Annotated in this window: 8 protein-coding genes and 1 pseudogene; all 9 read left to right on the top strand. The window is 54.2% G+C overall.

The window, feature by feature from the left end; translation table 11 throughout:
* The 9 genes and pseudogenes from HZS55_RS05750 (at position 1) to HZS55_RS05710 (ending at position 13,648) form a co-directional block, all read left to right on the top strand.
* Positions 1 to 927 (top strand): hypothetical protein, encoded by a 927-nt coding sequence (locus tag HZS55_RS05750; protein ID WP_179910772.1) that lies wholly within the window; start codon positions 1 to 3, stop codon positions 925 to 927.
* Positions 924 to 2,111 carry a glycosyltransferase family 4 protein gene (locus HZS55_RS05745; RefSeq protein ID WP_179910771.1) on the top strand — a complete coding sequence of 396 codons (1,188 nt, stop codon included), beginning with the start codon at positions 924 to 926 and terminating at the stop codon, positions 2,109 to 2,111. The genes HZS55_RS05750 and HZS55_RS05745 overlap by 4 nt, the downstream gene beginning before the upstream one ends.
* Positions 2,112 to 2,158: 47 nt before the next feature.
* The gene (locus HZS55_RS05740) at positions 2,159 to 3,646 is read left to right on the top strand and encodes a sulfatase (RefSeq protein ID WP_218927279.1); all 1,488 of its coding nucleotides are present in this window, start codon (positions 2,159 to 2,161) and stop codon (positions 3,644 to 3,646) included.
* Positions 3,647 to 4,304: 658 nt separating this feature from the next.
* Positions 4,305 to 5,246 (top strand): NAD-dependent epimerase/dehydratase family protein, encoded by a 942-nt coding sequence (locus HZS55_RS05735; RefSeq protein ID WP_179910769.1) that lies wholly within the window; start codon positions 4,305 to 4,307, stop codon positions 5,244 to 5,246.
* Positions 5,239 to 6,360, top strand: coding sequence for a glycosyltransferase (locus HZS55_RS05730; RefSeq protein ID WP_179910768.1), 1,122 nt, complete (start codon positions 5,239 to 5,241; stop codon positions 6,358 to 6,360). Before HZS55_RS05735 ends, HZS55_RS05730 begins: the two co-directional genes overlap by 8 nt.
* 93 nt (positions 6,361 to 6,453) lie before the next feature.
* Positions 6,454 to 7,764, top strand: a complete 1,311-nt coding sequence (locus HZS55_RS05725; protein WP_179910767.1) for a sulfatase-like hydrolase/transferase — start codon at positions 6,454 to 6,456, stop codon at positions 7,762 to 7,764.
* Positions 7,765 to 8,744: 980 nt separating this feature from the next.
* A complete protein-coding gene (locus HZS55_RS05720) occupies positions 8,745 to 10,379 on the top strand; it encodes a capsular polysaccharide export protein, LipB/KpsS family (protein ID WP_218927278.1) in 1,635 nt (544 codons plus the stop codon).
* A gap of 889 nt (positions 10,380 to 11,268) precedes the next feature.
* Positions 11,269 to 11,797: pseudogene (locus HZS55_RS05715) on the top strand (transposase); the annotation flags it as partial.
* Between the two features lie 495 nt (positions 11,798 to 12,292).
* A complete protein-coding gene (locus HZS55_RS05710; protein WP_179910765.1) occupies positions 12,293 to 13,648 on the top strand; it encodes an MBL fold metallo-hydrolase in 1,356 nt (451 codons plus the stop codon).
* Positions 13,649 to 13,706: the final 58 nt, after the last annotated feature.

Genomic DNA, 13,706 nt, shown 5'->3' with positions numbered 1-13,706 from the left:
ATGTATTCCCTCTCGCAGCTGAAGCGCGGGTTCGCGACGCCCGCGCTGTTTCTTCGGGAGGCAAACCGGCTGTATCACCGGCGACTCAACAGTCGAGACTACAACACCGACGGCGTCGACATCTTCGCGGAGGACTGGGACAATCTCCTGATTCTGGACGCATGCCGGTACGACATGTTCGCGGAACAAGCGGACCTTGGCGGGCGTCTAGAAAGTCGTGTTTCACGCGGGTCCAGCACACGAGAGTTTCTCAAGGGGAACTTCCAGGGTCGAGAACTCCATGATACGGTGTACGTCACCGCAAATCCACAGTTATACCGCCACCGGGACTGGCTCAACACCTCCTTCCACGCCGTCGATCACGTCTGGATGGAGGAGGGATGGGACAACGAGCACATGACGGTCCTCCCTGAGACGACGACAACCGCGGCCCTGCGAGCTGCCGAAAAGTACCCGGACAAGCGACTGCTCGTCCACTACATCCAACCACACTATCCATTCATCATCGACGGGGACGGATCACAGCCGTTCGACCCTGACCAGGCATTTCTCAAGCCCGACGAGGCGGGAAGCTGGAACCAGCTGCTCACTGGGGACCTACAGGCGTCGACCGAAACAGTCTGGTGCGCCTACCGCAACAACCTCGACCGCTCGCTCCCGCACGTCGTCGACCTGTTGGCAGATCTCGATGGCCGCTCGGTCGTTAGTTCTGACCACGGCAACATGGTGGGTGAACGTGCCCGACCGTTCCCCATCCGCGAGTGGGGACACCCACGTGGTATCTACACAGACCAACTCGTCACCGTCCCATGGTTGGTTGTCGAGGGCGAGCGACGGGACATCGTAGCCGAAGCGCCGACCAGCAGAGACGATGAGACAACTGACGATGTCGTCGCGGACCGTCTCGAACAGCTCGGCTACCTATGACTTCGCTCATCTTCGTCAGCACGAACGACCTTTCGAAAACAAGCGGTAGCGGCGTCGCCACCCGAGAGATAGTCCGCGCCATCGGTTCGGTGACGACGGCCGACCTCTGTGTCATCTGTCCCGACCCCGCTGAGACGTTATCCACGGACCTGCGGGCAGTCGTCGACCGGTTTCGCTTCCTACCGGCCGAAACTAATCCTGGCCATCCACTCTGGCACGCAAAAATCGAAACGGCATTGGGTTGGCATCTACTGGCCGCTATCCGTGTCGAACGCCCGGCAGCGGTCGTCACGCGCCTCGCCCAGAGCACTCTGTTTCCTGCGCCCATCTGCCGGGCGCTTAGTATCCCGTATCTTCTCATGGTCCGCGGTGTCGTCAACCGCGACGACGAATACGATCGGACGAAACTCTCGGCCATCGTCGAACAGGTGGTGCGCCTCAACGTTTCATTGGCCGACGAGGTAACCGTTGCCTTCGAGGCCGTTCGTGAGGCCATCGGAGACTACCGCCGTCTCGACCAATCGCACATCGAAATCGTTCCGAACGCCGTCGATCCAGAGCGGTTCACCCCCGTTAACCGGGAAGAAGCACGCGTCGCGTGCGAAGCGGACCTGCCGCCGGATACATTTGTTCTCGGGTTCGTTGGGACACTCGCTGAGCGCCAGATGCTCCCGGCGTTGTTTCGGGCCCTCTCGGACGTACCGGACGTGCATCTCTTGGTCGTCGGAAGCGGTCCCGTTGGTGACCGCCTACGTACGCTCACGGCAGACCTGACTATCGAGTCACAGGTTACGTTCGTCGGGCAGGTCCCATACAACGCGGTACCGACCTACATCGGGGCCTGTGATGCTGCATACGGTGTCGTCAATCCGAAGCGCCCATCGAACCCGATCAAGGTATACGAGTATCTGGCCTGCGAGCGACCCGTTTTAACAAGTCGTTCCCCGGAAATGACCTTCGTCGAACACAAGAACGCCGGTGTCGTCATCGAAGAGGTAACGCCCGCTGCCGTTGCCGATGCCGTTCGCGAACTCCGCGATTCCACCCCGAACCGACGCCGCGAGATGGGGGTCCGCGGCCGCGAGTACGTCCTCGCAAACCATACCTGGGCGACGGTGGCCCGACGCGTCCTCCCTGACACGCTCCAGCGACCGAGAGCACACGTTGAAGAGGCCGAGGAGTGATCGGAGTGACCAAAAAACAAACAACCGTACCGGACTCATCTGTGGGTATGGACCGGCCGAACGTCTTGCTTGTCGTCCTCGACGCCGTTCGGCCCGACCACCTCTCAACGTACGGCTACGGCCGCAAAACGGACCCGTTTCTCTCCACATTGGCCGAAAACTCGCTCGTCTTCGAGAACGCCTTTGCTAACTCCAACTGGACGCCGACGTCCCATGCAGCGCTTTTCACCGGCCGCCTCCCCTCCGAAACGGGTGTCTACGGTGACACCCTCACGATCCCCGAAAACTACCCGACCATTCCGGAGCGTCTCTCGTCGGCAGGCTATCGAACCTTCGGCACGGCAGCAGGAGTACATATTCGCAGTGGCCGCGGGTTCGAACGCGGATTCGATGCCTTCCACGAGACGTTTCGTATCCGTCCTTCAGCGCGATTTCTTCGCCGTGCACTCGCCGACTCGGAAGCGGTAAAACAGTTGGTCTATTCGCTCGTTCGTGGCCACGATAACTATACCTATTATAAGACCGAGCGTCTGAAGCGGTGGATCGGAACTGACCCCGGGGACGATCCGTTTTTTGCCTTCGTGAATTTCAAGACAGCACACCATCCTTATGATCCGCCGCGGCCGTACAAATCACTGTTTTCAGATGTTGATCGGCCGCCTATCGACGTAATCGAACTACTAGCGGAGAAGTTAGGGCGTGAACCACAGTCCCTCCCGGAGGGCGACATCGACCGTGTTCGACGGATCTCCCAAGAGTACCCGCTCATCGCGGATACCATAGACCCAACCGACGAAGAACTCGCGACCGTGAAAGCCTGGTACGACGGTGCGATCCGCTACATGGACGATCGCGTTGCAGACATCGTCGGCCATCTGCGAGAACACGGACTACTCGAGAACACTTGTGTCGTCGTCACGGCAGACCACGGCGAGCAGTTCGGCGACCACGGTCTCGGCAAACACCGCTACTCGCTGTATGACGAACTGCTGCGTGTCCCATTGGTTGTCCGCCTGCCTGAGAGGACCGACATCCAGGCGTCAGCCGAAGGCCAGTCCAAAGATGGAACGCCAGTGGGGAAGTCCGTAACACGTCGCTCGGAGATGGTATCGCTCATCGACTTGTTCCCGACAATAGTCAACCTAGCTAAAGCCGAATTCGAGTGCCCACGGTTCGCAGAAGATCTGTTTTCAGCCACTGATCACGAATACCTGTTCGCCGAAGTCGGCCGCAAGCCCGCTAGTCCGGTCCGTCGTCATCACACGGAGTTTACAGACACGCCGCAGAACGGCCCCCTTCAAAGTGTTCGCGACGACAGTTGGAAACTTATCCGTCGCGCGGACGATACCCAGGAGCTGTATAATTGGCGAGAGGACACAGACGAGACTACAGATCTTGCCGCGACATCGTCCGAAGTGGACCGTCTGGCATCGGTCCTAGAGTCGTCAGTGACTCCGCTCGGCGACCGCATATACGATGAGACGGTCTCAGATGAGCGTTTGCAGCGCCAGCTCGAGGATATGGGCTACTTATAACATAGGATCGCGACGGTTCGTTTCCGAGATATCGTTACCGATCTATCTGGATTGGTTAGTTATCGTCATCAAGTACAATCACGGAGATATACCGACAGCGGTTCCGTTGTCCTGACGGTTGCCCGGCAGGCATCGCACGCTGAAGACTTGCTCGCGGGATATGACGACGATAATCTGGCGTATTCAATATATCCAGAATAACCACTATCACAGGTTGAGGACAGTACTTGATGAATGCCGTATCCGTGAAGTAACCTGTCTGGCCAGCCCCTGGAACAGTGGCCACTTCTATTACCCAGGCCGCAAAATCCGGCAGTATGCGATGGGGTTCGTCGGACGCACGCGCAATCCTGAACTCGGCCTATGGCCGTGTCACTCCGGACTACCGCGAAGCGGTGTTTGTTTAGGAGTCCCCGCGGCAGCGACACGCGTTTGAGATTTTATGCGAGAGATCCCGGTAGTTTCGGACTCCATCGCTTCGTTGCGTGACCGATGGCGGGCGGCGCGTCTGGAGATAGACCGGCACGGACGGGTGTACGTTAGCTGGAACCATACGTGCTCGAGCGTCGCCGAACGGCTCCTCTCTGCGATCGGCATCGCGTATCGCCCCCGGTATCGGGGAGAAACCTTCTTGACTTTAGTTGCTCATTCTCCGGTGATGAGTGATTCAGGACGACGGATCGCCGTAACCGGTGGTGCAGGGTTCATCGGATCTCACCTAGCGCGGGCACTCTCCGACCGCGGCCACAGGCTGCTGATCGTCGACGACTGCTCGTCGGGGTCGCACACGCCACAGCACGAGAGAATCTCGTACACCCAACGAGATATCTGTGCCCCGGAGACTGCCGAGACCATCACAGAGTTCGATCCCGATACTCTTTACCATCTCGCGGCTCGCCATTACATCCCGTACTGCAACGAGAACCCGAGAGAAACGTTCAACGTGAACGTCATCGGGACGCGACGCGTTCTGGAGGCGGTCCGGCGGGCGAGCGTCGAGACGGTCGTCTATGCCTCTTCCGCAGCGGTCTATGGGCCAGCCAAAGAACCACACGTAGAGTCCGAGCGGCCGCGACCGACCGACATCTACGGCCAGACAAAACTCGTCGGTGAGGATATTGTCGAGCGGTTCGCAACTAGATACGATTTCGAGTCGGTGATGTATCGATTGTTCAATGTCTATGGCCCGGGAGAGACGAACCCGCACGTCATCCCGGCGATACTAGACCAGATCGACGACGAAGAGGGATCGATCTCGCTTGGGAACCTCCGACCGAAACGCGACTTTGTCCACGTTTCGGACGTGGTTGATGCCCTGTTACTCCCGCTTGATTCGGCCACCCGATCGTTCGACCGGTACAACGTCGGGACGGGGACCGCACACTCCGTCGCCGAACTGGTAGAGGTGATTCGTGACCTTGTTTCGACGGACTTCGGGATTGACCAGGATGACGAACGACTCCGCGAATCCGACCGCCCGTATCTTTGTGCTGACATACGACGTATCCAGGAGGAATTCGGCTGGTCGCCGTCGTACGAGGTACGAGCGGGCCTCAAGCAGTTGATCGAGACCGAGTACGAACGACTGACCCATGCGTGACGTCGTGTTCGTTCCGTACAGCGAACAAAATGAATACCATAATCTCCTGACCGCTGCGCTGGCCGATCACGATGTCCAGACCCACAAGGGAACCACTCGCGCCGGATTCGGCTCGCGCGAGGAACTCCTTGGGCTGTTGTTTCCGCTTGTACGGTTCGCGTTCGATCCAGAGGTAGACATCGACATCGTTCACGTCGTCTGGACAGGCCCCCTGTTCCTCCAGGCGGGCTATACGCCGTCAAAGACAGTCAATAGAGCGCTCTCCATCGTCCGTGGTACGATACTGATACTCAACGCATACGTTCTCCGGCTCTTCGGTATCCGCATCGTCTGGACGGTACATAACAAGTATAACCACGAGAAGGATCACGTAACGATCAACCTTGCGGTAAACAAGCTATTCGCAACAGCCTGTGATGCGCTCACCGTCGAGTGTGAACATGCTAAGACCATCGTCAGCGACGCGTTTGGTGTTCAGGCAGGGAAGATATCGGTTATTCCAGAAGGGAACTACATCGACGCGTACCCGAACGACGTGACTCGCGGAGAAGCGCGCAAGCGGCTCGGGCTCCCGAGCGACGCGACGGTGATTGTCAACTTCGGACGGATACGTCCTTACAAGGGGGTCCCACAGCTCGTGAAGGCGTACAAGACGGTCCGAACAGTGGACAGCCACCTCCTGATCGCTGGATCACCAATGGACGAGGAGATACGACAAGATGTACTCCGGCGGACCAATATGGAACCAGATATCACAAGTGATCTACAGTTCATCCCAAACGACGAGGTACAGCTGTACATGAACGCAGCCGACATCGTGGCGCTGCCGTATCGTGACATCCTCACCTCCGGGTCGGCGTTGCTGGCCGCTTCATTTGGTCGGCCGGTCGTCGCCCCCGCGATGGGCTGTGTCCCGGCAGTCGTCCAGAGGGAGGGCGGGCTGTTGTATGACTCGGAAGACGCCGATGAGCTTGAAGATGCACTCCAGAACGGGCTCAAATCGGATAATCTCGACGCGATCGGTGTAGACAACCGGCGGCGAGCAGAGTCGCTCTCTTGGTCGGATGTCGCCGAACAGACAGCCGAACTGTACGACGCCGTTACCCGAGCGTGAACGACTATCTTCGACTGGACGACGGGGCCATCGCGATCGTTGCAGTGAGCGTATCGCTGAAGGGTTTATGTGATCGAGTCCGCAACGTTAGCTATGGCACGGGTCGCGGTCGTTGTACTCGACACCGTCAGGAAGGACGCGTTTGACGAGCACTTCGACTGGCTTCCGGGCGTCCATTTCCAGCGGGCCTGGTCACCGAGCCACCGGACGCCGCCCGTGCACGCCTCGCTGTTCTGTGGTGATTATCCGAGTTCGCTCGGTGTGTACAGCAACAGCGACGCCCTCGATACGGGCAGAGAGACCATCGCCGAGGCGCTTGGAGCCACAGGATACGAGACAGTCGGATTCAGTGCTAATCCCTACATTTCGCCGTCTTTCGGGTACGACAGGGGATTCGACCGGTTTCATCTCTCTTCGGACCTGGCGACACTCCGCGACGATATCTTCGACTGGGGAGCGTTCGTCGAACGGACCGACGACGAAGGCGTCTCGAAGTACCTGCGAGCGGTCGCTGCCTGTCTTCGGAGCGACTCTCGGTCGCTGGAATCGCTCAGGGTCGGCCTCGACATGTGGCTTGATGGGCGCATAACCTCGAATTCGAGAGGGGACGGCGCCAGCGAGGTGTTGTCGTTGGTCCGCAGCCTCAACGATAGGGATGACCGGTTCCTCTTCGTCAATCTCATGGAGGCGCACGAACCGTACGTCGCGCCGTCAGAGTATCGATCGGTAGACCTAGGGGAGTTCCCGTCGACCGTCGAGGCATCATTGACCGCCGAATCGTTCGACCCAGAACGGATCCGCTCGTGCTACGACGACTGCGTCGAGTATCTCTCCGACGTATACCGCCCCATCTTCTCGGAACTGCGGACGAAGTTCGACCACGTCATCACCTGCGCAGACCACGGCGAACTGTTCGCCGAACGCGGACTGTGGGGCCACTTCTACGGTCTGGACCCTGAACTGACGAACGTCCCGCTCGTCGTCTGGTCCGGGGAGCGGGGAACGGAGACAAGCACCGATACCGTCAGTCTGCTCGACATCCACGCGACGGTCGCCGAGATGGCCGGTGTCTCGACGGAGACCGCCGGCCGCGACCTCCGCACCTTGTCGCCGGACGATCCGACGTTCACTGAGTGTCACGGGGTCGCACAGGACCGATTGGAGCGGCTGGAGACGGGGGACCGGATGACCGACATCAGCAAGCCGCTGTGCGGTGTCGCGGCCCCCCCTGGCTACTATGGGTACGACACGGTTGACGGCTTCGAGGAGCGCGGCTCGACGACGGTCGAGAACCTCTCGGAACGGCTCGATCGCCACAGAGCGCGGCTACCACGGGCGGGTGGAGAGACCGACCGCGTCCCTTCAGGAGCCGAGTCCCACCTCGAGGACCTGGGATATCTGTGACCCGAGGTCCCGGAGCCGTGTCGGTCCGGACGAGTCGCCCGGGAAGGCCCGTAGTCATGCCGGGCAAGACGCACGTAATCACTTGGACGCCCCTCATCCGACACGGGAGTGAACAGACAGCACTGTTTGCTACCGCTGATGTCATCGGGGTCAGTTCTCCGTCGTCCGAGACGGCGTACATCTCGTACCCGTACTCGGACAGGATGTCGTTGACCTCGACAAGGTCGTCACTGAACACTCCGCATTTCTCTGGGTGGGTCTCACAGACACGTCCGTAGTCCGCCGTTCGAGGATCTCTCTCATACCACAGAGAGTGCTCACTTCGTGACCCCCGACATTTATCTTCACGACATCAGGAGGCCGCTCAAAGGACTCGTCGATCGATACGGACCGCTTCTCTGTCGGGGCCGTTCCGTTCAATGAATGCCGTCTCACCGGAAGAATCGGAGACGGCGCAGTTTTCGATCCACACGTCCTCGTAACCGTTCACTTCAAAGTTCCGTGCGAGCGTCTCAACCCGGTCCGATGGCTCGAACGCAAACCCTCTCCTTTCGGACCAACGGCGGATACCGCGGGAAAAGTATCATTACAGAGTTAACTCCTACATCTGCGATGGTGTCTCCCGGCGGGATCAGGGACATGAATACCGACCACGGACCCCGTTCGTGGTCCTCGTTACAGGAGATATCCCCAAGTTCGGTCTCTGCTATGAACATGAGGTGACCGTCGATGTACTATCGTCGTACGAATTCCAGAAGCGCCAGTACACTACCTTTATCCCAAAGATTTCGCTGTCGATCGAACCGAACACGGGGCCTCATTAGGATTATCGTGTAGTTGACGGCCGCTTTCAATCTCAGTGAGAGAGACATTGGTTCCAGTGATTTACCCAAACGCATAATGGCTGATCCGCATATGTTTAACGCGATGGGATAGAATCGATAAAGATATTCACATCACCAATTATACTAAGAACAACAGTGGGTCTCAAAAGAGATATTCTAAAATTAGCTTCTAGAGCGGGCCAAGCTCAGAATCTGTTGACCGCGTACGAGTCTATTTCCGGTAAAAATCCAGCAGGTTATAGTATTGAAGTTGATGATAAGGTTCAGCGATTCCGTCTGAGAAAACAGGAGCGTAGGGGGTATGTGTTCTTTCCGCTGATACCCGCATATCGCACATTATGCCTTCGTTTCGGTGTTCTAGGGCACGCATTCAAAATATACGGCTTCGAACCCGTCATGATGTATGATGACTTGTCGTTACCTGTCGGAACTGGGACAACAATACAAGCAGAGAATGAACGGGCGAAAAGGGAGATACATAGGTATCGAGCTAAGAAATATTGTGAAAAATTTGGACTGAAAAGCGTGAGTGTGAGTACCGCTCTTGACAATGACTATCAGCAGCCAGCGAAAACGATCGAATCAGAACAGATAGAGCCATACACATACCGTGGTATCGATATTTCCGGATATGCCGCAGCTTCCACAAGAAAATATCTGAAGAGATATAGTCTTGATCTCACTAACCAGGATACTCGGACCACGTACGAGAGATTCCTTCGAAGTGGGATGATCCTTGCAGACGCAGTTTGTGAGGTTATCGACAGATACGACCCGGACTATACAATCGTAAACGAACCATGTTATATTCAAGGAGGAGTTCCACTCGAACTTTGTCAGGCGGCAGGAACCAAAGTCTATACTCAAAAAAGAGGGTACCATGAAGGGGAGATGTTGTTTGGTAGAAGCACAAACAGACATCCAATGGGCCAGTATGCGGATGAACGTCTGACCACTAAAGCAGTCGAGACTGATCTCACGGATAAAGAGAGGGAACACATACAGAAGATTATGGAGAAGAGGGAATCTGGCGATATTACAGAAGTACAATACACACCGGAAGACGGCAACTCCATGGATACACAAAGGAAAAAGATGGTAGGTGTGTTTTCTCACCTCCTTTGGGATGGGGCGCTGGAACCAGATCAGGCGATCTACGGGAATTTGTACGACTGGCTTGATGACACGATAAGAGTAGGCGCTGAGATGGATGATGTCCAATTCGTAATCAAAATCCATCCGGCTGAGAGCTTCAGAGGCACTAACGAGAGTGTACTTGACTGGCTAGACGAAAATCACCATCCGCTTCCGGATAACTTTGTAGTCCTTCAACCGGATACAAATGTGAACACGTATGCATTGATCCGGAAACTAGATGCAGGGATAGTGTACGCATCAACTGTTGGATTGGAAATGGCCTTCAATGGGGTTCCTGTTATTACTGGCGGATTCCCTCCGTATCATGGATTTGGGCTCACTTATGACCCATCTAGTCAGGCAGAATTTAGGAAAAAGATCCGCGAAATCGATGATCTAAAATGCCACAATCAGATGAAATTGCGTGCAGAACGATTTGCGCACTTCCTATTTGAATGCAAACATTTAAAATTCCCATACATCTCAAATAAAAATGGATCGAATAGTGGTGTTATAGTGGAACATGATAAAATAGCACGTGAAAAAGGACCGTATAGTGAGATCGTGAATCAAGCTATTGACGGTGAAGAGATATTATCGCCAAACTGTATGAATTTAAAAGATCAACTCTAATTCAGAATATCACGGACAGAGATATAGTCATCATTTCTACTTCTACCGATTTTGGTTGTGGCGATTCTTGAACCGAAACACGCATTATTTCCGACTAACCTCCTCTATTGAATTCGAATGCGGCGGTGGGATGGCGTCGCTATAATGGTTGAGCGAAGCGGAAGAAGTGAATGTGACTAAGCTCCTCTTCTACTTCGTTAAACAAGCCGCATAGATCACTCAAAAGCGCTGTGCCGCCAGTCCCATGGCGGTGGTAAGCGACCCGGTTGGCAACGGTTTTGACAGCTGGAAGCGCCTGACGATACACTTTTTGCGGATTCAAATGGACGCGAGCTACGCGGAGATCGTTGATTGGGCGAGTGAGATGGACTAAGTTCGTGCTGTTTTGCAGGTTGGCCCGTTCAGACTTCCGGCACCCTCAACGCTGTGGCGGTCGTTCGAACGGGTGTCCACTCGTGTCTGGCGTCAACTGCTCAATCGGGCTGCAACCGCCTGCGATCCTAGCGACCACGGCGCTGTGGATGCTATATTTTTCGACCGCCAAGCGGCATCCAGCCACTACGCCGATCGCTCGGATTGCCATTGACGGACGTTGAAAACGACGGCCCTGGTCGATACAAACCCGTGTGCCATCCTCGACATCCACTGTTCGGCACACTGATCTCACGATACACAAGTGGGCCGTCAGATAGCGCTACGTAACTCTGAGAAACTCAAGAGCCTCCCTGATGACAAAGGTTACGACGACCAATCGCTGCGGGACACCCTTCGTTTAGAGGATGTCCGACCCCTGATCAAACACCGGCTTTTCGCACACTACGGCCACGCTCACAACGCACGGTTGGACAGCGAGCTGTACGGGCAACGCTGGATGACCGAGATAGCGTTTTCGGCCACGCTGACCGGTCCGGTCAAAATTGCCGAAGTGTACGTCTCTGTCGCCCTCAAAGGCTGCGAGCGCGACCAGAAGTCGCGCTCGCGTGGTATTCACGCGTAGCCGAGGATCGTACGGCAGCGGCAAACCGCCGGTGTTCACGCTGGTTGATCGCGGCTTGGACGAGCGGTAGGTCGTGCCAGCGAAATCCGCCGACGAATCGACCTGTGATTTCTGCTCGCTGATCACGAATAGGAGTCGCTGACCGTCCATACAGAGGATTTCGAGCGTACGCTCCGCTAGAGGACGACGACTCATTTACCCGTAAATACGTCGTCCGCGACGACAATAAATACGCTGATAGCGAGAACACGTCAACGGCTGCGAGAGCTATGCGTCGCTGGCGCGACGATGACTCTCGCCTCACCGAGGAGCGTCAAAAGACAAACCAATACCCCATCTCAGAGCCTTCGAACTCCGCCGTGAACTCTATAGAAAACCAGATAACGAAGCGTTCAAACATTCTCTCGACGCCGCACTCTAAAAATCAGCAACGTGTTTCACCAGAGCGTTTAGATTAATTTGCGGCTCTGAATCAGAGGAGGCATGGAATAATTCATTTTACGTCTGTCTTGATTTGTTTCCCACCAATGTGACCCACCGACGGAATCGATCTCGGCGGAATACTCTGAGCGGGGAATATTTCACTACTAGATTCCAGACCGCTAAAAATCAACAAGTAGTACTTGGTCAATTGAGACAGCTCTGAGTTCACGTAAGACAAATCTATAAATTGGTGGGGAGTAAGAAGCAGCGCATGGGTATCAGGATCAATATAGTTTCCAAACAAATCTCAAAAAGATAGGTATTGCTCTTGTGCCGATTTGCGGATGTCACAGAGGCCTTTCGATACAACTGTCTTACTTCCTAACCCCCCTAACTGGCAGTAGATGAGTGGGGGTTTATGATTGACCAGCCACAATCAAGGCTGATAGTAAGGGAATAGGATATAAATCGTATCACCCTCTCACGTTATCGTATGGAATTGGAATTCATTAAATCTGCCACAGTCCGCGTGGAGGAAGGAGAAACTGAAGTATTATGTGACCCATGGTTAATTGACGGTGCATATTACGGGTCTTGGGGACATTATCCTCCGGTTGATTTCGACATCGAGGAATATAATGACGTGGATTATATCTATGTTAGTCATATCCACCCAGATCACGTCCATAATAAAACATTTGAAAGATTTAATACAGATATACCAATACTTATACACGATTTTCAATTCGATTTCCTAAAGAATAACCTAGAAAACATGGGGTTTGATGTTATAGAACTCAAACATAATCATAGAACCCATCTCGGAGGGGCCCTTCATATCAATATTCTAGCTGCAGACAACTGTAATCCAGACGCCTGTGGTTCATTTTTCGGTTGCGATTGGCTTGATGATTCAACCGATGGATACGGGTCTTCACAGATAGATACGATGGCAGTCTTTGACAACGGCGACACGTCACTGGTAAATATTAATGATTGTCCTTATGAACTATCACAATCCGCAGCAAGAGATGTTATTGATCAATATGAAGACATAGACCACCTTCTGCTGCCGTATACTGGTGCAGGACCGTACCCTCAGTGTTTCGAAAATCTCTCTATCGATGAAAAACGCCAGGAAGCCAAAGTGAAAAAACAAAATTATTATAAGCAGGCGGAAAATTATATAAATTTATTCGAGCCAACCTATTATACCCCTTTTGCAGGTACATATGTCCTTACTGGCGATCTTGCTGATCTCAACGAATACAGAGGTGTACCTACACGGAGTGAGGCGGCAGAATATCTACGAAAAAGTTCTAAGGTTGATTCAGATGAACATGAGTGTGTCCTCCTGAACAGCCAAACGACTTTCAATTTAGAAACGGGAATTCAAACGGAGTCATTCACTCCTATAGATGAAGATTGGCTTCAAAAGTACATTTCGACCGAACTTTGTGACAGGGAATTCCCCTATGAGTCCACTGAACAGCCAACAGTAGATGAACTAAAACAGTATATTCCAAACGCATATGAACGGATGGAAGAGACTCGACAGCAGGTCGGGTTTAAATCAGATATGGATGTGATAATTGAACTTGTAGGTGATCACTGTGCAAGAATTTCAATGGAAGGGGAGGGGTTTGAATTTGTCCCTCAAGAGATTGCGACTCAGTCTGAGCCATATGTGAAATTCAGTGTTGATCCACGATTGTTGAAGCAATTATTACAAGGCCCTCGGTACGCCCACTGGAACAATGCTGAGATTGGCTCTCATATAACTTATGACCGTCAACCGAACAGGTTCGAGCGCGGTTTATATTACTGTATGAATTTCTTTCATGCATAGAACCATAATCCAAAATTTGGAAGAGACGAAATCTAAATAATAATTGGATTTTGAACCA

The sequence above is a fragment of the Halosimplex rubrum genome (genome assembly GCF_013415885.1).
GTDB lineage: Archaea > Halobacteriota > Halobacteria > Halobacteriales > Haloarculaceae > Halosimplex > Halosimplex rubrum.
This window is presented reverse-complemented; position numbering and strand designations above follow the sequence as displayed.